We start from the raw sequence: 21,411 nt of genomic DNA, 5'->3' as shown, positions 1-21,411 counted from the left end.
CACCGCTCGGCAACTCCACCGGTGAGGTGATCGATCATGGTCAACGATCTGGAGAAGCGATGGACGGCGGACAACCGGACCTTCCGCCGGGTGGCGATCTATGTGGCGACGGTCCTTGCGGTGGCCGCGGTCGTCTTCGTGATCACCGCGATTTGGGCGGCCAACCGCGCAGCCTGCGCGAATGCGGAGATGATGCTCTGTGATACGCCCGCGAAGACCGCGGTAGTCGGCGGGCCGACCGTGGTGCTGATGCTCGGCGGCATCGGCGCGTTCGTGCAGACCTATCGGGAGTGGCGGCGCGGCAGGAGCTGGCCGATTTGGCAGGGTGCGGGCTGGTTCCTGTTCACCATCATGATCGTCTATCTGGGCATCGGCGGCGGCAGCGTCGCGGGATAACCAGCCCGCGCACGGTGTTGTGACATGAACCACGGCCAATTGGTTGCGCACAATATAATTGCCCGCTACTGTAATGGACATGACCGATCACCTCACTCTCGACGAGCAGCTGTGCTTCCGGCTGTATGCCGCGTCGCGGGCGATGACGGCGGTCTATCGCCCGAAGCTCGAACGCCTAGGGCTGACCTACCCGCAGTACCTCGTCATGTTGGCGCTGTGGGAACGCGACGGTCGCAGCGTCGGCGACCTGTGCGAGGCACTCCTACTCGATTCCGGCACCCTGTCCCCGCTGCTCAAGCGGCTGGAGGCGGCGGGGTTGGTCGAGCGACGCCGGGCAGCGGCCGATGAACGTCGGGTCGATGTCCAACTCACCGAGCACGGCCGCCGGCTGCGGACCGAAGCACGGTGTCTGCCAATGGAAATGGGTGAGGCCAGCGGCCTGACCCCCGACGATTTCATCGCACTGCGCGAAACCCTTCGGCGACTTACCGATTCGCTGATGCTGCACCCCCGATCGAAAGAGAGTCAGACATGACCGTCCTGTACACCGCCGAAGCCCTCGCGACTGGCGACGGACGCAACGGCCACGCCCGCACCTCCGACGGCAAGCTCGACCTCGCCCTCGACATCCCCAAGGAAATGGGTGGCAGCGGCGTTGGCACCAACCCGGAGCAGCTCTTCGCGTCGGGCTACGCGGCCTGCTTCCACAGCGCACTGCGCCTGGTCGGCAAGCGCGAAGGCGCTAATGTCGACGATTCCGCGGTGGGCGCGAAGGTCGGCATCGGCCCGAACGAGGCGGGCGGCTTCGAGCTGACCGTCACCCTCGAGGTTTCGCTGCCGCACCTGTCCCCCGCCGAGGCGCAGGCCATCGCGGATAAGGCACACCAGGTGTGCCCGTACTCCAACGCGACCCGCGGCAATATCGACGTCCAGGTCACCCTCGCTGACGACTGACGAAAGGAATTCACCATGCGTGCCGTAGTCATCGAAAGTTTCGGCGAACCAAAGGATGTGCTCACCATCGCGCAGCGGCCGACGCCCGAACCGGGCGCGGGTCAGGTGCGGATCGAGCTCATTCTCGCGCCCATTCACAATCACGATCTGGCGACCATCCGTGGCATATACGGCTATAAACCGGAGTTGCCCGCGATTCCGGGCACCGAGGCCGTCGGCCGGATCGACGCGGTGGGCGCGGATGTGACCGGGCTGGAGGTCGGTCAGCGCGTGAGCGTTTCCGGCATCCACCAGGTGTGGGCCGAGTACTTCCTGGCCAGGGCGACGCAGGTGGTTCCGCTGCCCGACAGCATCTCCGATCAGACGGCGGCGCAACTGCTGGCAATGCCGCTCAGCTCCTTGATGCTGCTGGAGGATCTGCGGGTGGCGCCCGGCGACTGGATCGCGATCAATGCCGCCAACGGTGCGGTCGGCCGCCTGATGAATGTGCTTGCGCGGCAACGCGGTATCAATGTGCTCAATCTGGTGCGCGGTTCGGCGTCGGAAAAGGCATTGCGCGAGCTGGGCTTCGAGCCGGCCTTCGATACCGAATCCGAGGGCTGGCTCGACCGCGCCATCGCATCGACGGCGGGCGCGCCGGTCGTGCGCGCCGTGGACCAGGTCGGTGGGCGGGCGGCCGACGCGCTGCTCTCGCTGCTCGGCCCCGGTGGTGAGCTGATCTCGTTCGGTGCGCTCTCCGGTCAGCCGCTATCCATCAATCCGGGTCCGCTGATCTTCAAACAGGCTGTCATCAAGGGCTTTTGGGGTACCAAGCGGGCCGAGCAGACCAGCAGTGAGGAGATGCGGCGGCTGATCGGCGAATTGGTGGGCATGGCGGCAACGGGTGCGCTGCGACTCGACGTCGAGGCCACCTACCCGCTGGAGGCCGCGGCCGATGCCGCCGCCGCGAGCGAAACGCCGGGGCGGTCGGCAAAGATCGCGCTGTCGCCGCAGCCGGTGTGATCCGGCCCGGGTTCGCTATCCGACCCGCACGAGGAGCTTGCCGAAATTGCGGCCCTCGAGCATGCCGATGAACGCCTCCGGCGCATGCTCGAGGCCGTCGACAATGTCTTCGCGGTAGCGGACCCGGCCCTCGGCGATCCAACCCGACATCTCCCGCAAGAAGTCCTTGTACATCTCGCGGACGAATTCGCTCTGGATGAATCCGCGCACCGTCAGGCTCTTGGTCAGAATGCGACCGTAGAAGCCGGGCAGCCGATCGGGTCCGGCGGGCGTTCCGATCGCATTGTAATTCGCAATGAGTCCGCAAACCGGCACGCGCGCATAGGTATTCAGCAGTGGGTACACCGCGTCCGCCACCGCACCGCCGACATTTTCGAAATAGATATCGATACCGTCGGGGACTGCCGTGCGCAATTGGTCTGCGAAATTCGGTGCGCGGTGGTCGATCGCGACATCGAAGCCCAATTCCGTACGCACATAGGCGCATTTCTCCGGCCCACCCGCGATGCCGACCGCTCGCGCGCCCTTGATGCGCGCGATCTGGCCGACAGCGGAACCGACCGGACCGCTGGCCGCGGCCACCACCAGGGTCTCCCCCGCCTTCGGCTGCCCGATCTTCAACAGTCCGGAATAGGCCGTGAAGCCCGGCATGCCGAGCACACCGAGCGCGGTCGATATCGGCGCTTTGTCCGAATCCAGCTTGCGCAGCCCTGCCGCGGGCGCGACCTGATGCGTCTGCCAGCCCGAATAGGCCAGCACCACATCGCCTTTCGCCAGCGACGGATCACGCGATTCGAGCACCTCGGCGACCGTGCCACCGACCATAACATCCCCGACCTCGACCGACGCCGCATATGATTCCGCGGCGCTCATCCGCCCACGCATATACGGATCCAGCGATAAATACCGCGTGCGCAACAACACTTCCCCTGCGCCGGGCTCCGGCAACCCCACGGTCTCGATCCGGAAATTCTCCGGAGTCGGTGCGCCCTCCGGCCGAGATACCAGCACAATTCTCGTCGACTGGAACATATGCCTTATTGTAGTTGTAGTTCAGAGCTCACCACTGACCACTGGATCCCGAGTCGATCGCATGGTTTAGGGGCACCTTCGGATGCAACCTTCAGGTTGGCTTTGCGTCGCTCCGCAGCGGTCGGATCGTTTCCTCCTCTATTCAGATCGGTAGAGATCCGGCAGCCGGGCTCTGTGCGGATTCGCGAGATTTGTCGGCCGGTAGGTAGCTTAAATCGGATCTGGCCGGTCAGCGGGAGCGCCGGGATCGGCTCATCGGGAAGGTTTGGTAGAGCAGCATAATTCGGCTAAGACCTTGTCTCATGTCGGTCCTGTCCTCGCGAGGGTTGCATTCCGTCTGGGCCGGGCGGCGGTTTATCAGGCTCCAGCACTGGGGACACGACGAGCTGCTTGGCTGGTTGGATAGCGGATGTGTCGAATCTTCTTCGCCCGCAGGCTGTGGACTTACTTGCGAGACTTTCGGTCGACGGCACGGATACCAGCGTGTGGACAGATCTTTGGGACGAGCTCTACCACCAGCACAGTGGTGAGAACGCCTGTGCAGCGCTGCCCGAACTCGCCGAAATAGCGTCGAGCGGGACCCCGGCAGACCGGCTCCAAGCTGTCGAACTTGCCGGTGCGCTGATCGCGAGCGCCGTTCCGTACACCGCCGAGATCCGCGACCGATATGCCAGCGAAATCTCCGCTATGCTCCGTGAAGTTCGATCCGAGCTGGTTGAGGATTGTATGGGAGATGATCACGAGCCGGACGCGTTCGTATACCGCCTGCAGTCCATGCTTGCCTTCGAGGAGACGACGGTTTGGTCGCAGAAACTGGACGGATTGGTCACCGGGGAATTCGAGATCGAATGCCCGATGTGCTTCGCAACGATGTTCCTCGTTATCGGCAAGCACAGCTTCTTCACCTGCTGGGATGATTACGCCCTCGGCGACGTTGACAAGATCCCGCTGGTTGCGGCCGTCCCTGACCAGCTTACCGATCTCGGTGACCGCCTCTACCGCCTCGCTGTGGCGGGGCGGCAGCACACAGTCGCCCGGCAGCTCACCTTCCTGTTCGGCCGCGCCACATGCCCGGAGAACGCCCACGAGTTCACACCTGCCGACGCAGTCACCGCCGCCGCGACGTACTAGCAGGTCACGGCGTTGACCTCGCTTTCGTCAGCTTCTCGTAGCAGGTCAATGCGGCCGCGAGGGTGAGGAAGGCAAGGAAGTGCGAGGCTTTGCGGTCGTAGCGGATGTTGAGCCGGTGGTAGCCGGTCAGCCACGATATTGTCCGCTGGATCACCCAACGGTGGCGTCCGAGGCGCTGCGAGGACTCGATGCCCTTGCGGGCGATGCGGATGCCGATGCCACGACCACGTATCCATCGACGCGACTCGATGTTGTCGTATGCCTTGTCGGCGTGCAGCTTTGCTGGTTTACGCCGCCGCGGACCGCGCCGCGACCGCACGGCGGGGATGGCTTTGACGAGCGGTTTCAGCGCCTCGGCGTCGTTGGTGTTGGCCGCCGAAATGCCCACCGACAGTGGGATTCCCGCGCGATCGGACAGCACGTGGATCTTCGAGCCGAACTTACCGCGATCGACCGGGCTGGGCCTGGTCATGGATCCCCCTTTTTCGCTCGCACCGACGCCGCGTCGATCACTGCCCGCGACCATTCGATCAAGCCATGGCTGCCTAGCTCGTCGAGTATCGCGCAATGTAAACGGCGCCACAGTCCGGCCTCGGTCCACACGGTGAACCGGCGGTGCGCCGTAGGCACCGTCACTCCGAACGATGGCGGCAGCATCCGCGACGCGCAGCCGCTGGTCAACATGAACACCACCACCGTGAACACCGCCCGCTCATCGGTCCGCGCGGTACCCCCACCCTGCGGGCGCGGACTGAACCTGGGCAGCAACGGCTCAACCAGCTCCCAGAGGTCGTCCGGCACAAGACGTTTCGACAACTCGTCGGTCACGAATCGAACATCATGCCGCACAAGCGGTTACGACACACACCCAACGAATCACAACCACGTAAGACACGGTCTAAGCGCCCGTCTGTGGGACTGCCGGATCGGGGGTTTCGAGAAGCCGCTTCGGGTGCATGCCGTCGACAGCCCCCATGAACGGTGGGTGGATGCTGTAGCCGAGCATGCGGCGGATGTCCTCGGACACCGCTAGCGCGGTTTCTCGGCTGGTCGACAGCGTGTACGCCTCCTGAGGGCGCAACCACGGCTCGCAATACTGTGCGGTCACGGCGAGCCGAGCAGCGGTGGTCTGGTTCGCGCCGCCGCCGTGCCAGAGGGTTCCGAGGTAGAACACGCACGAACCAGCGGGCATCCGCGCGCTGGCCCGGGTGTCGGATTCGGTCGGTTGGCGTGCATCCCATCGGTGGCTGCCGGGCAGAATCACCGTGCTGCCGTTGCGATCTGTGAACGGGTCTATGGCCCACATCGTCGCGGCGCTCAGCGGCGGGCGGGGCCTGGGTATCGGATAGAAGCCGTCGTCGTGGTGCAGGAGCTGGGCCTGCTCACCGGGGAGGATGTTGATCACCTGCAGCTGGGAGAGCAGGTAATTCGGCAGGAACAGCCGGTCGAGCAGGGCCAGCACGCGCGGATGGTCGAGCAGCCGGTCGTAGGCGCGGGTCTTCTCGAGCAGGCTGTACACCCGCTGGGTTTGTTTGCCCTCGAACGTATTTCGGCCGAGTCGGCCCAGCAGAGCCGTGCTCGCGACGCGTATGCGTTCGCATTCCTCGGGTGTGATCAGATCCGGTAAAACGACGTACCCGTCGCGGTCGAGGGCGCCCATATCGGCATCGACCACCGCGGGGTCGATCGTCGCTCCCGCACTGGCTGTGGCCCGGTGGCGTCCAGCCAGGTCGACGCGCAGGTCGTCGAGTTCGGTGATGACATCGTTCACGCGGGGCGTGGGTCCCGGGTTCATGCATGACTCCTCGCTGGGTAGAGGGCCGGTCACGCCTCGCGCGGCGGATCAGCCACCTTGCGAAGCGAGATTCGGTAGAGCACAAGGTGTTCCCGGTCGAACTGCCGGATGGACGCCTCCAGATAACGTTCGTATGCCTCGGTGATGCGGGCGCCGACGAGCCGTTCCGCGTCAGTACGGTGTGACCGGAGCCTGCGCAGCCACTCCGCACAGGTGGTCGAGTAGTCGTGACGATCGTTGACCACCGAACCGATTTCGAAAAGTTTCTCCGCGGCGTGGGCGAGTTCGGACAGTCGCGGTGGATCCGATTCCGGAAATATCTCGTTCGCCAGGAACTGCACATCGTTGAGCGCGTTGTGGTCGAGCGGCCGGTTGCCCTTGCCGATCGTCTGGATGACCAGCCCGCCGCCTGGGCGGAGCATGTGATAGCAGTGGGTGAAGAACTCTCGGTAGGCCGCGGTGCGGTCGCGGCGAGACAGTCCGAATCTCACGAAGTGTTCGAGTGCGCCGACGCAGAATATGACGTCATAAGCACGGTCCGGATGATGTGTGTTCCAGTGTTCGAGCTGGACATCGATCCGATCTGTGGAATGCGTTCGGACGTAGTCATATTGGTCTCGGCTGAGAGTAAGGCCGGTGATGCGGGCCTGCCGGTTCCGGTCGGCTACCCGCCGCATCAGACCGCCCCAGCCACACCCGATGTCGAGCACGCGCTGCGCGCCGGCGATGTCGGCCCGCTCGATCAGATAGTCGAGCTTGCGCTGCTGTGCACGGTCGAGATCGTCGCCCTCGGACCATGATGCGCACGAGTAGGTCAGGCTGCTATCGAGCCACAGCCGATAGAACTCGGTTCCGATGTCATAGTGATGGCGGACCGCATCAGGTGACGCGCCTTGGTATTCATTGATTTCCGATACCATCATCGAGGCCCTATCCTCGGTGAAGTCGAGTCGGATAGACCGCTCGGCCTCTGGTGTGGCCTGCAGGCCACGATGACGTCAGGAACCTCCCCGTGAGTGGCTGACCTGATTGCCAATGGTTTTCTCGGCGAACGTGTTCCACCGTAGCTAATTGATGGCAGTTCCGGCAAGGATCCGGAGTCGATTGACATGGCGTGTACCAGAGCGGATTTCACCATGGCGGCGAGGACCTGGGTGCGGCTGGGGTGCATGATCACCGCGAGGAGACGGCGGATGTCGGCGACTGTGATCCGGCCCTGCGCGTGTGGGCTTTTGGGTCGCTGACGGTGCGGAAGGCGTGGGCGAGCATGACCAGGATGATGTGGTGGTAGTAGGGCCTGTGTTGAAGCGGGTGAGGGCGGGTGTGTCGACCCGTTCTGACGCGGATCGGAGCCATTGGTTGATTGCAGCGATGTGGATGGTGGCGAGGTAGCGGACGGCGCATCTTCATGCGAGAGAACCGGGAGATCCAGCTGCTCGCCCGTCCGCTCGGTCAGCGGACGGGCCGCCCAGGGAACGCCGAGGCGGTAGGAGTGGGGCGATCGAGCTCGTGCTGAGCACACTTACCGAACTTAACCCAGGATGAATCTTGTTGTGCTACTGTACATTACGTACTCCAATTGGGTGAGCTCTCGGTGTCAGGCGTGAATAGGGGGCCGCATGCGTCAGTACGGTCACGCAGATGCAGTGCCGTAAGTCCCGGCAGCCGAGAAGGCTCCGGGCCGAGATATCAACGGCAGGGGAAAGGCACAACGTTTCCAAGGGGGCACCCGACTTCTCGGCTACCTCACGACCAAGAATTGCATACTCAGGAGACCACTGCGGAATCCATCGACAAGGACCCGAATGGACCTGACGCAGAAATATAGGTCATGGATGGCTCTGTGCGCCCCGACGTCAGCACCATGCACCTCGCGTCCAACTCCGGACCGGGAATTGCACGGTGATGCGATCTCATTGGCATCGACTCCGAAGCGTTCAGCCGAGCGCATCCACCTCCACCACACCGCCGCAGCGATCGGCCGGCGAAAACACCACTTCCGCAACAGCTTTCAGCGCACGCACCGCGATCCGTGTCGTTGCCGCCTTCTCGACCGCCAGGACGCCGACGGGAACTCACTCCTCCGGTCTTTTGATTTGTTTTTGGAAGCGCGTGACCCGACCGTCGGATTCGCAGGATTCCGATAATCGATACAGGGGTGAGGCGATGGAATATCGCATCTTTGTGGAGTACGCAGCCGCCACCGCATCCTACCCGACACTTCCGGACTTCCTGCGTGCGTGACGATGTAATAATCGCGGCGCAACCGAGTTGCAAATCTTCCGGAGACCGCATGGCTTTAGTTCGATGAAAGAGTACGGTCATGACACTGAGTGACGAGGACAAGGACGAACCGTGTCTTTGGGAGGCATCAACAGGCTCCAAACAGTACCGCAATATGATCGACTTCCTGCGGAAGCGTTACAAGGATTACAGTAAAAGTCAGGAGGCGGATGACAGATTCTTCCGGATAGAACTCGCTGCCGGCGAGCGGTACAGCAAGTCGGGCAGACGTCAACGGAAAGTCGGGTTGTACTTCCAGAAGAGTAACCTCTATCTTCGGGCATGGACTATCGACGGCGACGATCCCGACGGCGACGCCGATAGACCCGAAGTTTTTTTCATGGCGGGTTGGACTCGGGAGGAGTTCAACAAAGGGGGCCCGATGAGTCTGCTCCCGGCCAAGGGTAGGGGTTATTTGGGTAGCGCCCCAGGACGACGCGGAGGGCCCTACATCGATCTGTCATATGGTGGAACAATCGGAGACCAGCTTTCCAAAACTAGATTTTTCGACTGCGCGAGCGATCTCTATGAGTACTTGTACCCGCTGAAGGAGATCCAGACTACCCAACATCGTCAACCCACTGGCGATGAGATAAATAAAGGCATCAATAATGCCGAAAAGGCGCTGCACCTGCTGGCCAAGATGACATCGGAAATGGCACGGTTCGACCTATACAAGGAAAGACTCAGCGCGAAATGGGTCGCGGGAATGGGGCAAAACGAATTCCTCCGTTCGGGCTATGACTGGGACGAATCACGGCCTGAGAAAACGCCAGAATTTATCCATGCGATAACGAGCTGGCAGAACTTCAGCAAGAAGGCTGACAATGGCAAGGAAAAATGTGAATATCTCGGTCGGGAGGTCACTCCAGAAATGGCCGCAGAACTCCTGGGGAAGAACGGGGCCAGATGGAGGAAGTTGTAGTGAGGGACCTGCAGGGGAATCGGGGTTCGGTAGATCTGGATGAACTCGAGGCGCACCTGATCGGATTGGGTGACCGGCCGGTTCTTGACGGGGCGGATGCCGCGTTGCCTGATCGGTTGCGGGAGATGTTGACCACTTTCACGGGGCGGAAGGTGCAGGCTGCGGTGGGTTCGGGCAGGCCGGAGATCGACGCGAGTCATTCACAGCTCACGCTGTCTGTGACGTGCGCGGCGCAGGCGCGGCCCGTGGACGCGGCGACTATGGCCGTGGAAGCTCTGGGCGATTCAGGGGCGCGATGGAGGGGTCGGTCATGAATGATTTGCCGCAAAAACAGGGCGCGCCCGATCTGAACGCTTTGAGAGAGCATTTGATCGGGTTGGGCGGGAAGCCGGTTCTCGACTCGTCCGATAATCAGCTGCCCGATCAGCTGCGAGCCATGCTGGGCACGTTCGCTGGCAGCAAGATCCAAGTCGCCGGGGGGCCGCTGGCTCCGGAACTCACGGGGGGAAAGTCGCTGACGGTCTCAGTGTCATGGACCGAGCAGGCTTGGCCAGCGGCCGCAGCCCCCGCCACGACCGTGACCGGGATGACGGTCACGGTTTTGCAGGACGGCACGGTCACCTGCGCACTGAGTGGCAAATTCCTTGGGACGCAAGTGGTTTCCACACTCACCGGCAACGAATCCGGCGAGTTGCGCGCGGCCGTGCGGTCGGTGCAGGCCAAGGCGTTCACCTTGGCCACGCTCGTCGAGCTACTCGTCAAGGATCGGTTGGCGGATCTGCAGAAAGGGCTGCAAGATCTGAAGCTCACCCTGGGTGAGGTTCTGGGATTCGACTATCGCTTCGAGAAGAAGGCCGATGCGACGCCGATCACCTATGTGGTCGCATCGACAGGGGTCACCGCCGAGCTTCCGTTCCCCAGCGATGTCGACTTGGTCGTTGCGCTGTGGCTGGAGGACAAGTACATCACCGGTAGTTTGAAGCCGGGTGTATCGAAAGATGCGATCGATGTCTCGCGTCTCCTCGATGGATTCCGTCTGCTGACACCGCAGGTGCCGATCGGTCTCAAGATTCGGGAGTTGCGTTTCAGCGGCGGGTTCGGCGGTATCTACGAGCTGTCGATGGATTTCGACAGTACTTGGAAGATAGTCGATTTCGCGATCGAAGAGCTTTCGATGACGCTGGCCTACAGCCCGGATGAGGGGATCGTCGGCCGTTTTTCGGGAACGGTGAACATCGCCGGGTCGATCCCCATCGAGATCACTGCGGCACGCACACCCGGCGCGGACGGCGGCTGGATGTTCGAAGGTGGCATCCCGGCGGGCGAGGCCGTCACAATGGCGGCGTTGCTTCCGGCACTGAAGCTGAAACGCGCTGTACCCGAGCCGATTTCGAGCCTGAAACTGAACAGTTTGTGGCTTTCGCACAAGGCCGGTAGCAAGGATTTCCGGTTCACCTGTGTCGGCGACATCCGCATTACCGACACTCTCACCGCGTCGATCGGTGCCACCATCACGCGCACCGAGAGCGACGCCCAGTACGGCGGACGCCTGATCGTCGGCAGCTTCGAACTGGATCTGCTCTTCGACACCAAGGGCAATACCCAGACCGTGATCGGTGCCTACACCACCGTGGGTACCGGTGCGCAAGTGGATCTGCGGGAGTGGGTCGGGGAATTCTCTACGGATCTGGCGGTGGTGGTACCCGAGGGCCTGCGGGTCGGTCTGCGCGACGCGAAGGTCATCCGGGTGAAAACCGGGGCGGGACAACCGAGTTTGCTGGTCGGGTTCGATCTGGGTATGAGCCTGGATCTGGCGAATCTGCCGTTGGTGGGCGGGTTCCTGGCCTCGATCGGGACGCTGAGCATCGACGATCTCCAGGTGCTGTACAGCACCGGTGCCGTGGATTCCGCGACGGCCAACTCCGTCAACACGCTGCTCCGGATTGCCAAAGTGCAGTCGATACCGGCCGGGGGGCTGAAGGCCGGTCCAGCTGTTCAGGCGACGTTGATGCTTGGTGGCGAACCAGTCCCCGTGGCTCTGGGTTTGCCTGCGGCGGCCAGTGCGCCGCAATCGGTGGTGCTGGCCGCGGGTGCCGCGCCCCCGTCGAATTCGCCGAGTGTGTGGGTGCAGGTGCAAAAGCAGCTCGGTATCTTGCAGGTCGATCGGATCGGATTGATCTATCAGCACAATGCGCTGCTGTTCGCGCTCGATGCCGCAGTCAAGCTGGGGCCGTTGACTTTGAGCTTCGATGGTCTGGCGGTGGGGTCGCCGCTGGACAAGTTCGAGCCGACGTTCGCGCTGTCGGGTCTGGGGGTGGCGTTCACCAATCCGTCTCTGACGGTTTCCGGTGCGCTGCTGCATGTTCTGAATCCGCCGAAGGGTATTGATTTCCAATACGACGGTGCCGCTGTCGTCGAGACGCAAAAGTTTTCGCTGTCCGCGGTCGGGTCGTATGCGCAGCTATCCAACGGCAAGTCGTCTGCGTCCGACGGCAAGCCGTCTCTGTTCGTCTTCGCGCAGCTCGATGTGCCGATCGGTGAGCCGCCTCTGATCATTACCGCGCTGATGGCCGGTTTCGGCTTCAACCGGGACTTGAAGATCCCGTCTGCCGCGGAGGTTCCGAACTTCCCGTTGCTGGTGCTGGACAAGCCGGGCCAGAAGGCGATGGATGTCCTCGACGTCTTGGAGGGTCGTAAGCCGGCCGCACCGGGTGGCACATCCAAGGAGTGGATTGCGCCGAGGGAAGGCAACTATTGGCTGGGCGTGGGCGCGCAGCTGACGGTTTCCGAGGTGGTGACGGCGACCGTGGTCCTGGCCGCCGAGTTCGGCCACGACCTGATTTTCGCCATGTTGGGAACCGCGATTCTGCAACTTCCGTTGAAGGACGAGTCGGCGGAAATCTATGTCTATGCCGAGCTCGGTCTCGAAGCCACCCTGCGGCCGATCGACGGTATCGCGCAGGCGCAGGCTCAACTGTCGGCGGCATCCTACGTTCTGACCAAGGATTGCCATCTCACCGGCGGTTTCGCTGCTGGCCTGTGGTTCGGCTCGAATCCTCATGCGGGACAGTTCGTTTTCACCCTCGGTGGGTATCACCCGGCGTTCCAGGTGCCGTCTTATTTCCCGGCCGTCCCGCGCCTGGGTATCCGCTGGGCGGTCAGCAGCATGGTGTCGATCACCGCTGAGGCCTATCTGGCGGTGACCCCGTCGTGTGCGATGGCCGGCACGCACCTTCAGGTGCTGTATCAGTGGGGTCCGGTCCAAGCGTGGTTCACCGCGCAAGCCGATCTGCTGGTGTCGTGGCGGCCGTTCGCGTTCACCGCAGGTATCGGCATCGAGATCGGCGCATCGGTCACGATGTCCGTCCTGGGTGTCCAAAAGACGTTCTCGGTATCGGTCGGTGCCTCGCTGCGGTTGTGGGGGACACCGTTCGGCGGCACCGTCACGGTGAAGCTTCTCGTGTTCAAAGTGACCATCGCGTTCGGCGACAACGGTCGTGCACTGCCAGCCAAACCCCTGACGTGGCGAGAGGTTTCGGCCATGCTGCCCGCGCGGGACAAGGTGCTCGCGATCACTGTGGTGAGCGGCCTGGACAGCGCCGTCCCTGATGCCGGGAGTTCGGGTGGTAAACGCTGGCTGGTTCGCGCACGCGACTTGCGTTTCACCACCCAGTCGGCGATCCCTGCGAGTCATCTGCGGATCGGTACCGCACCGCTGACCCCGCAGCCGGGCGACGGTTCCGGCATCGACATCCGGCCGATGAACCGCACGGGTCTGGCCGGTGTGCATCGAATGACGTTGCAGCACAACGGAAGAGACATCAAGACCGACGGGTGGACCATCACCCCGGGCAAACACAATCTGCCCGCGTCGCTGTGGGGTTCACCGCCCTCACCGTTCGTCCACACGCCCGGCGGGCCCAGCGCCGATGTCGTCTCCGACCAGCAGGTCGGCTATCAGGTGCAGGCACCACGCCCGACGCTCGCACCGTCGCGCGGCGTATTCCCGCTCAGCACCTACGCATTCGAGGAGATCCAGCCCGGCCTGTCGCCGCTGCCGCAGCATTCCGCCGACAACGAGGACTATCTGTCCGCGCCCGACAAGAACGCGATGGCGGACCTTGCCAAGGCCGCGGCCGACCCAGCCAAGAAGAGCCGCGATCAGGTTTTCGCCGCGCTGTTGGCCGCCAACCTCTACACCGGCGGCAACGACAACCTGGCAACCCTGGCCGCGCAGGCCACTCACCTGTTCGCTCAGGCACCGATGGTCCAGAAAGCGGGGAACCCGTCATGAGCAGCCGCCCGCATCTCGCCCGTGACACGATTCCACCGGGCGATGTCGAACTGCACGACAACTATCTGCCGGGCCTGCAAGCCGGGAACTATTCGATCGAGGTCACCCATGATCTGTTGACGGGGACCGGCTCCGATGCTTCATCGATCATCGAGGACGGAAAGTTCCACGCCACACAGCAGTTCACGGTCCGCGGCCCGCAGATCTCGATCGATCCCGGCGCGGTGCTGGCCAAACAGCCGGCCGATTCCAGTAGCGGCCAGTTCGACAGGGTATTGCCGCACGTGGTCCTGGGTGATCCGATGCTGCCGTGGGAGCGCACCATGGCCGCCAAGGACGGCACACCGTGGTTGGCGTTGCTGGTTCTCACCGAGGACCAACTGGTCGGTGCGATCACCGATCGCACCCGCACCATCAATGCCACCGTGCAAGATTTCCTCGCCAAGGACTCCAGCGTCCTCAAGCCCGCGCTGTCCCGCGAACCCGATATCGCCACCGACTCACCCTGCTGCTACATCCAGGTCACCGCGGATGCCTTCCGCGCAGTGACACCGAGACTCACCGAGGCGCACTACCTTACGCACGCACGAGGCGCGAACACAGCCGACCGCCCGATCCTGGGCATCGCCGAAGACGGCCTGTTCTCGGTGGTTGTCGCGTCTCGATTCCCCACGGCGGGCGACGCCGCGACCGGAACCAAGAACATCGTGCACCTGGTCTCGCTCGAGGGTCACGAGAAGATGCTGGTGGACAACCCCAACTTCGGCGGGCACAGCTCGGTGGCGCTGCTGTCGCTGTGCAGCTGGTCGTTCTGGTGCTACTCCGACCCGAAGGGCGACTTCCGCGAACTGGCCGAGGCTCTGGCGTGTCTGCCGAATTCGGCCACCCGCGCTCCGGCCGAACAGATGTGGCTCAGACTGTCCTCGCCCTACCCGGACACCACGAATTCCACTGCGCCACAACGCCAAGTGGCCCGCCGGCTCAATGACGGTTTCGTGCCGTTGCCATATTCGACGCGCTCGGGGGAATCCACGTACGCCTGGTATCGGGGTCCGTTCACCCCGGTCGTTCCGGCCGCCACACCGCAGGCGGCCACCGCGACCTCGTCGGACGCGCTCATCGGCTACGACCCGGCATGGGGCAGTTTCGATGTCTCTCTCGCATCCGCATTCGAGATGGGAAGGGCTCTGGCCGTCGGTGATTCGGCGTTCGCGCAGGACCTCATGGTGCTGAAACGAGCCGCGCGCGGTGTGGTCGACAAGCTCTATCAGCAATACGTCAGCACGCATCTGCCTGCCGGTGCTGGCTCGTCGAGCGCGGTCGCGGCGTTCGGTGCCATGCTGAACGGCAATCTCATGAGCACGCTGGGCAAGGCACCCGCCAGGCCCAGTAGGGCGTGGACCCCACCCGCACCTGTCGCGCCACCGCCGGATCAGCATGCCGCGCTTGCCGGCTTCCTCGACTCGCCGCAAACCCGAGCGGCCCTGCAATCCGCCATCGGCCAGCCGCCGCTGTCGGAGCACCTCGCGCCGATCGCAGCCTGGCTCGGGCAGCGGATACTGCTCTACGGTGTGCCGTTCACCCAGCTCGTCCCGCAAGCGGCCATCCTGCCGGTCGAGTCGCTACGATTCTTCCACCTCGACTGGAACTGGTTGAACGCCTTGGTATCCGGTGCGCTGAGCATCGGATCACAGTCCAGCCGCGATGGCGTGCAGGATCGGATCGTCGGCGACTACGTTCGGGTGTCAGCGACGCAGAATGCCTTGGCGCATCGGGACGAGTCGTGTGGAGTGGCCGCACACCGTCCGCGTGGCTCAGCCGACGCCGAGGCGCCGCAGAGCATTTCTGGATTCCTACTGCGTTCGGCAATCGTCTCCGGCTGGCCGAACCTGGCGGTGCGCGGTTACGACCCTGCGGGAAAGCGCCTTCCGATACTGCGCATGGACCATCTCTCGCCGAACGTGCTGCTGTGCCTGTTCGAGGGCATCCCCTCCCTTGTCGAGCTGCGCGAGCCCCAGGAGGGGTTCCGCTTCGGTGTCGACGACGAGGGATACATCCCCTTGCGTAATCTGTTGCCGTCCAAGGATTCCAAGGGCTCGCACCTTGGCGATGCCTTCCCCGATGACCTGAAGTTCTCGGTCTTCGACAACGTGCGGTCCGGCCTCGGCTACCGGGTTCTCGATCTGAGTCGCCTCGTGCCGAATCTCGAATGCGCACTCGCCGACGCTCACAAACGATCCGTCGCGCCCGTCGGCCCCGCCGACCTCGCCCTGCAAATGGTCCGGGTGCCCGAGTCGATCGGCTTCGAAGGCCCCGACCGCAGCTAAGGAATCAGCATGCGCCCCACCCTCGTAGTGCCCGTTTCACTCGATGCGCTCGTAGTCACCCAAGCCGTCCTGGACGAGGACACCTTCCGTATCTGGCGCGAAAGCTACACCGCCCTCGACAATTTCAGCAGTCCAGACCCCGGCGAGGGCGAGAATCAGATCGGCGATCCGAAGCTCAACGGCAAAGGCGTCCACCTGCATTGGACGCTGCCGCGCGGTCTGCGCCACGGCATCCAGGATCAGATGACCGGTGAGCTCACCTTCCCCCTGGTTCCCAACCGCTGGCTGCTCACCCGTTTCAGCGGCACCAACCCGCGCAAGGCCAAAAGTTGGGTGATCGAAAGCGACTGCCCGCACAGCATTTGGTCCGAGGACGCGAAGAACGGCGGACATGATCTGGCGTACTCCACCGATCATGTGATCGGCGAGGCGACCAGAACCGCGTGGGCAGCCAGTCGCGACCCCTACCGCAACAATGCCAGTCCCACCACGGTGGCCCTCGGCACCTACCGGGTCCCGATCGGAATGGCGTTCGACGCACAGGCCGCCGGATCGTGGAAGGAACGTGCCGCCACCGACCCGCTGTTCCTGACCGCCATCGGCGCGGGCAACCCCTACTTTCCTTCCTACACACCGCACAACAGCAATATCTTCTCCTTCATCGACGACCTCGCCGACGTTCCCGCGGCGGACACGCTCGGCTATCACGTCGTCGGCTGGTATTCGAATCCGAGCGCCGACGTGCTGGCGACACTGCCGTCCGGGTTCACCTATCCGGAACTGCTGGAGCGGCTCGAATGGCTGGACCCGCGCCTGACCGGGAACCCCACCCAGGACGCCAAGGTCACACCGGCCACCCGCAGCCTGTACTCCGGAAATGCGCTCACCGTGAAATGGGACCCAAAATCTGCACCGCAAAGTCCGTTGCGGCAGGTCCGCAACGGCGGTGCTCTCGACGCCGCGATCGGCAATACCACCGAGGATGCCTTCGCTGCCCTCGCCGGCCGCGCCATGAACGGCGTCGCGCCCCTGGATCCCGCCGAAATGCAGCTGCTGCGCGCATTCCTGCACGGCGTCCTGCCGCTGGCCGACCAGAGCGGAGGAGACGCGCTGGTACAGCGCAGCATTCGCAGCTCGTGGTTCGACGCCTCTGGCGGGGGATACCACTGGACGCTCACCCCACCGCCCTCACCCGACGGCGCACCCCGCACCATCGTCGCCCCGAACTGGCTCGACAGACTCAACGACACCCAGCGTGCCCTGGACGAGAAGCTGGGCGAGTTGGCCTCGGCGCAGTGGCGGCTGAATGCGTTGTGGCTCAAGCGCGGTCAATACGACTGGGTGGATCCCGAAGAGGACGGCACGCCCGACCCCGACGAAATGGACGCCGAACTCGACCCCGAACAGCCCGGGCTGGCGCACACTGTGCGCCGCCTGACCATCGAGGCGCGCGATCTGGCAAACGCTGTGCCGCAACCGGATCCGAGCAGCACGCACGCGACAGCGCACGCGGCCATGCAAGCCGGCATCGGCTCCTTCGCGCAGGCCCGTAAGATACCGGAGGGCGCGAATCTGAAGGCGATCCCGAAAACACCATTCTGGCAACCCAACAACCCAGTGGTAGCACTGTCTGGGATACAACCATCGAGCGATGTCATCGGAGACGACGAGCCCTTGCCGGTACGGGCGGTGGACGACCACGGTTCCAGCCTGATTACCCGGGTCACGGTGTCGGGCAAGGCAATTACCGCCACACCTGGTCAAGGTGCCATGCCGGGATTCCCCAACAATGCGGCACTGCCGGACACCGTGCTGGCGCTGCTCGCGGAGTACTTCCTGCTCGATCCAGGTAACGCCGCCGCATTGGCGGCTGCTGCGAAGGTGTCCGCCGATGCCGTCACCGCCATCCTCACCGCGCACAAACCGTCCGACTACACCGGAACCCTGCCCGCCGTCGGCCTGCAAGCCTGGACGCAGCCGTGGGAACCGCTGTTCATGGAATGGAAGACCCGCTACCTGCCCATCCCGTATCTCGTCGACAAGCAACGGTGTTGGACATTCGACGGCACCGACTACCGCTTCACCCCCGGCAAAGCCGAGATCCCCGACCCCGACGAACCCGTTGTCATCAAGGGGATATCGGGTCTGAGCCCGCATCCGCGCAGCATGTTCGCCGCCCGCCTGGAGAAGTTCGTCACCGACCACGGCACCGCCGAGCAGCGCGAGCAATTGACCAAATGGATTGCCGCCGTGGGCGGTTGGGGCTTCCTCGCCCAGGAGATGACCGGCTTCAACGACCGCCTGGCAGCCCGTGACCCGCGCGCTTTCCGCCGCCCGGTCGCCGCAGACCCCGACGAACGTCACATCGCCGAACTGGCCGGCTACCCCGACGCCGCCACCTCCGACGGCCTGCCCCTGCGATACCGCGGTCGCATCTCCACCGTCCCCTACCTGCCCGGTGGCGACGACGCCCCCTTCCACGAAACCCGCCAGGGCCAAATCTATTTCGAGCAACTGTTCCTCTACGACAAGTTCGGTCGCGTCCTGGATGTCGTCAACTCCGACCCCAAATATGCCGGCCTGTTCGACTACAAGAACTTCCCGGTCGTCGTCGATGACGCCTTCGCCGCCGACACCAAACTCGACCCCGACATCGAGTCCATCGCGCAACTCCCGCCGCGTCTGCTGCAACCGGCCCGCCTCGACTTCGACCTCCTCGACGGCATGACCGGCACCCGCATAGTCGGCACCGACGCCGAAGCCAACCCCATCGGCGGCTGGCTGCTGCCCAACCACCTCGACCACAGCCTGTTGCTCTACGACCCCGCCGGCGGCTTGCTCGGCACCTACCGGCTGCTCACCACCGGCGGCTATTGGGAACCACCCCCGGACGCAACCCTCACTACCCTCGAGCAATTGGCTGTCCGCGCCCCGGTCGTCGCCGGCCTCATCGGTTCCCCGCAACTCGCCAACGCCGACAATTTCACCGAGTTCCTCGACGTCATCGACCAAACCCTCTGGAGCATCGACCCCCTCGGTGCCCGCCCCGATCACAACCTCTCGGTCCTCATCGGCAGACCCTTGGCCCTCGTCCAAGCACAACTCCGCCTCCGCCTCGACGGCGTCCCGATCTTCCCCACAGGGTGGGGCGCAACCCTGAAACTCCCGGAGCCGGAATTCACCAAGCACGATTTCGCCGTCCGTCTGGGTGACCAGTGGGCCCGCGACGACGGCCTCGTCGGCTACTTCACCACCGACACCCACGGCGCGTACCGCTTCGACCACTTCAACAGCGTCGCCGTCCCCGACGGAAAACAACACTACGCCAACCAAATAGGCCCTCTCGGCCCCAGCACCAGCCCCTCGGCAACGAACTACCTCCAACTCACCTTCGCCGCCACCACCCCCACCAAACTCCTGCTCCTGATGGATCCACACGCAAAAGTCCACGCCGTCACCGGCATAACCCCCACCGCCGAAATCTCGATACCCCCCGGCCATATCCAAGCCCCCCTCGACCACATAGAGGCCCTCTTCCACATAGGTCCCCTCGTCACTGTCCCCGGCACAGACAAATCCATCGCTTTCCCCCAACCCAGCGAAAAACACGGCACCTGGACCTGGCTGCAACCTGCTCCGAAAAACACCTGGATTCCTCATTCCCTTGCCCCGGTGGTACCCGATGCCCAATTCCCCAACGCCCCGACCACAGTCATGGACGGCCTGCTCCGCTTCACCACCAACCTCGACGACCCGAAACAGGACCACTGATGCCAACCAACCCGACACCCCCGCTGCTCACCTACCGATTCGCCACCAACCCGACGCCCCTGCAAGCAGACGGCACGAGCCGCATCACGATCTCGGTCCTGAAACCCAAGACACCTGCGGTGTACTGCAAGTCGATCCAGATCAGCGTGCCCAAGAACGACGTCGATGGAAATGCGTATTTCGCAGAGGAACCCGAATGGTCGTACAGCAGCGCGAATTGGGAACCCAGCAGCAATGTCGATCCCGGAGATGACGGCGAAGAGTCCGGAGCTCTGTACTGGCGGAAAAAATTCACGTCGCTACAAGACGGAAAGTCCTTCGATTCGCAATTCGATATCGGTTTGAAAGGTACGGTGAGCAATACGGGACCGCTCGCCTGCGAGGTGCTAGAAATGTCGGCGACCAGCGGCACCGCGAAATCCGTGCTCAGAAAGCGCACATTCACTCTCGGTGTCGAGCCGCAAACCCTCTTCATCAACAATTTCCTGGCGTTCGGATATGGCGGCCCAACCGTTCCGAAGACCAAGTTCCAACTCGACGAACCCATCGGACTCGCATGGGAAAGCAACGGCACCCACTTCGTCATCTACGACGGGTCCGGGAAAGTTGTCTTCGACGACTCCGCAACCGAATGCATCCTACAGAAAAACCCCCCGCCAAAGCATCCCGCGCAAAAACCCCCTACCAACGACACCACCTACACTCTGCGCGCCACCCTCACCCCCGGATCGAATTTCCCGAACAATTTCGAACCCATCTACCAATACGCCACTGTCGCCGTCACCATCACCAACCCCATCCTCACCGGCCTTACCGTCACTGGCGACACCGAACTCCAGCAAAAACTCACCGTCACCGGCGACACCGAACTCCACCAGAAACTCACCGTCAGCGGCAACACCGAAGTTCAGAGCGGCCTGACAGCTGATTACGGCCTGACGGTCAAAGGAACGCTTACTGTTTCAGGCTACGCTTGGGTGCAAAATGGCCTCGACGTCGACAAATCCCTCAGGCTGGACACTACCGATGTTATGTGTTATGGCAAATATCAACTGTCCAACGATCGTTACGGTGATTACGGCGAAACACTCTATTTATTTCGCGATTATTCCGGGAATGTATCCTTGCAAACTTATGACGATTCCGAAAACAGAAAGAATGGATTCAATTGGTATCTCCGGAATAGCGACAATCAGTAGCCAAAAATTACGGCATCCGACTGGTTGTGATTCCCGCGTCGGCAGCAACCCACCGACACGCCACCATTAGCTCGGATCTTTCGTGGGGCTGGCGCGTTGGCCTGATGGCAGGTCGAACCTCGTCAGCGCCGGCTGCTCGGACAGTCGCAGTCCCGTGCGCGCGATCAGATCGCAGAACGTCGCGTTGCGCGCCGCCCACCGTCCGCGAAAAGTAGTGTCCGGCAAGCCGTCCGGCGTATAGCCACGCATCCTCACATCGCCCCATGTCCGGTAGGACCTGGGCGGCAGCCACTCGATCTTGT

General features: G+C 63.2%; 14 protein-coding genes. 10 read left to right on the top strand and 4 right to left on the bottom strand.

Annotated elements, in window-relative coordinates:
- The first annotated feature begins 36 nt into the window (after positions 1-36).
- From ABZ293_RS26150 to ABZ293_RS26135, 4 genes are all read left to right on the top strand, one after another.
- Positions 37-396, top strand: coding sequence for a hypothetical protein (locus ABZ293_RS26150; protein ID WP_355184746.1), 360 nt, complete (start codon positions 37-39; stop codon positions 394-396).
- A gap of 79 nt (positions 397-475) precedes the next feature.
- A complete protein-coding gene (locus ABZ293_RS26145) occupies positions 476-931 on the top strand; it encodes a MarR family winged helix-turn-helix transcriptional regulator (protein WP_355184744.1) in 456 nt (151 codons plus the stop codon).
- The gene (locus ABZ293_RS26140; RefSeq protein WP_355184742.1) at positions 928-1,350 is read left to right on the top strand and encodes an organic hydroperoxide resistance protein; all 423 of its coding nucleotides are present in this window, start codon (positions 928-930) and stop codon (positions 1,348-1,350) included. The genes ABZ293_RS26145 and ABZ293_RS26140 overlap by 4 nt, the downstream gene beginning before the upstream one ends.
- A gap of 15 nt (positions 1,351-1,365) precedes the next feature.
- Entirely contained in the window at positions 1,366-2,352 is a 987-nt protein-coding gene (locus ABZ293_RS26135) for a zinc-binding dehydrogenase (RefSeq protein ID WP_355184740.1), read from the top strand.
- 15 nt (positions 2,353-2,367) lie between these two features.
- On the opposite strand, the gene ABZ293_RS26130 is transcribed toward ABZ293_RS26135, so the two are convergent.
- The gene (locus ABZ293_RS26130) at positions 2,368-3,384 is read right to left on the bottom strand and encodes an NADP-dependent oxidoreductase (RefSeq protein WP_355184738.1); all 1,017 of its coding nucleotides are present in this window, start codon (positions 3,382-3,384) and stop codon (positions 2,368-2,370) included.
- Between the two features lie 483 nt (positions 3,385-3,867).
- Between ABZ293_RS26130 and ABZ293_RS26125 the strand changes: the two genes are divergently transcribed.
- Positions 3,868-4,515, top strand: a complete 648-nt coding sequence (locus tag ABZ293_RS26125) for a hypothetical protein (protein WP_355184736.1) — start codon at positions 3,868-3,870, stop codon at positions 4,513-4,515.
- Positions 4,516-4,519: 4 nt separating this feature from the next.
- Here ABZ293_RS26125 and ABZ293_RS26120 read toward each other — a convergent pair.
- From ABZ293_RS26120 to ABZ293_RS26110, 3 genes are all read right to left on the bottom strand, one after another.
- A protein-coding gene (locus tag ABZ293_RS26120; protein ID WP_355184734.1) for an IS5 family transposase occupies positions 4,520-5,343 on the bottom strand; the annotation gives its coding sequence in 2 pieces (ribosomal slippage) (positions 4,520-4,993 and positions 4,996-5,343; 822 coding nt in all).
- 70 nt (positions 5,344-5,413) lie between these two features.
- Entirely contained in the window at positions 5,414-6,310 is an 897-nt protein-coding gene (locus tag ABZ293_RS26115) for a phytanoyl-CoA dioxygenase family protein (RefSeq protein WP_355184732.1), read from the bottom strand.
- A 29-nt stretch (positions 6,311-6,339) separates the two neighbouring features.
- Entirely contained in the window at positions 6,340-7,233 is an 894-nt protein-coding gene (locus ABZ293_RS26110; protein ID WP_355184730.1) for a class I SAM-dependent methyltransferase, read from the bottom strand.
- Positions 7,234-8,633: 1,400 nt separating this feature from the next.
- On the opposite strand from ABZ293_RS26110, the gene ABZ293_RS26105 reads away from it, so the two are divergent.
- From ABZ293_RS26105 to ABZ293_RS26085, 5 genes are all read left to right on the top strand, one after another.
- Entirely contained in the window at positions 8,634-9,518 is an 885-nt protein-coding gene (locus tag ABZ293_RS26105) for a hypothetical protein (RefSeq protein ID WP_355184728.1), read from the top strand.
- A gap of 310 nt (positions 9,519-9,828) precedes the next feature.
- Positions 9,829-13,812 carry a DUF6603 domain-containing protein gene (locus ABZ293_RS26100; protein ID WP_355184726.1) on the top strand — a complete coding sequence of 1,328 codons (3,984 nt, stop codon included), beginning with the start codon at positions 9,829-9,831 and terminating at the stop codon, positions 13,810-13,812.
- Positions 13,809-16,139, top strand: a complete 2,331-nt coding sequence (locus tag ABZ293_RS26095) for a hypothetical protein (protein WP_355184724.1) — start codon at positions 13,809-13,811, stop codon at positions 16,137-16,139. Before ABZ293_RS26100 ends, ABZ293_RS26095 begins: the two co-directional genes overlap by 4 nt.
- Positions 16,140-16,148: 9 nt before the next feature.
- Complete coding sequence (locus ABZ293_RS26090) at positions 16,149-19,910, top strand: hypothetical protein (RefSeq protein ID WP_355184722.1); 3,762 nt, start codon at positions 16,149-16,151, stop codon at positions 19,908-19,910.
- Positions 19,910-21,109 carry a hypothetical protein gene (locus ABZ293_RS26085; protein WP_355184720.1) on the top strand — a complete coding sequence of 400 codons (1,200 nt, stop codon included), beginning with the start codon at positions 19,910-19,912 and terminating at the stop codon, positions 21,107-21,109. The genes ABZ293_RS26090 and ABZ293_RS26085 overlap by 1 nt, the downstream gene beginning before the upstream one ends.
- The last annotated feature ends 302 nt before the right edge of the window (positions 21,110-21,411 follow it).

It is taken from the genome of Nocardia sp. NPDC005998 (assembly GCF_040614395.1).
GTDB lineage: Bacteria > Actinomycetota > Actinomycetes > Mycobacteriales > Mycobacteriaceae > Nocardia.
This window is presented reverse-complemented; position numbering and strand designations above follow the sequence as displayed.

Excerpts from the sequence above, each read along its gene's own strand:
- ABZ293_RS26145 (WP_355184744.1), top strand. The coding sequence starts at position 476 with ATGACCGATCACCTCACTCTCGACGAGCAGCTGTGCTTCCGGCTGTAT.
- ABZ293_RS26140 (WP_355184742.1), top strand. The coding sequence starts at position 928 with ATGACCGTCCTGTACACCGCCGAAGCCCTCGCGACTGGCGACGGACGC.
- ABZ293_RS26115 (WP_355184732.1), bottom strand. The coding sequence starts at position 6,310 with ATGAACCCGGGACCCACGCCCCGCGTGAACGATGTCATCACCGAACTC.
- ABZ293_RS26090 (WP_355184722.1), top strand. The coding sequence starts at position 16,149 with ATGCGCCCCACCCTCGTAGTGCCCGTTTCACTCGATGCGCTCGTAGTC.
- ABZ293_RS26150 (WP_355184746.1), top strand. The coding sequence starts at position 37 with ATGGTCAACGATCTGGAGAAGCGATGGACGGCGGACAACCGGACCTTC.
- ABZ293_RS26105 (WP_355184728.1), top strand. The coding sequence starts at position 8,634 with ATGACACTGAGTGACGAGGACAAGGACGAACCGTGTCTTTGGGAGGCA.
- ABZ293_RS26085 (WP_355184720.1), top strand. The coding sequence starts at position 19,910 with ATGCCAACCAACCCGACACCCCCGCTGCTCACCTACCGATTCGCCACC.
- ABZ293_RS26110 (WP_355184730.1), bottom strand. The coding sequence starts at position 7,233 with ATGATGGTATCGGAAATCAATGAATACCAAGGCGCGTCACCTGATGCG.
- ABZ293_RS26100 (WP_355184726.1), top strand. The coding sequence starts at position 9,829 with ATGAATGATTTGCCGCAAAAACAGGGCGCGCCCGATCTGAACGCTTTG.
- ABZ293_RS26135 (WP_355184740.1), top strand. The coding sequence starts at position 1,366 with ATGCGTGCCGTAGTCATCGAAAGTTTCGGCGAACCAAAGGATGTGCTC.
- ABZ293_RS26130 (WP_355184738.1), bottom strand. The coding sequence starts at position 3,384 with ATGTTCCAGTCGACGAGAATTGTGCTGGTATCTCGGCCGGAGGGCGCA.
- ABZ293_RS26095 (WP_355184724.1), top strand. The coding sequence starts at position 13,809 with ATGAGCAGCCGCCCGCATCTCGCCCGTGACACGATTCCACCGGGCGAT.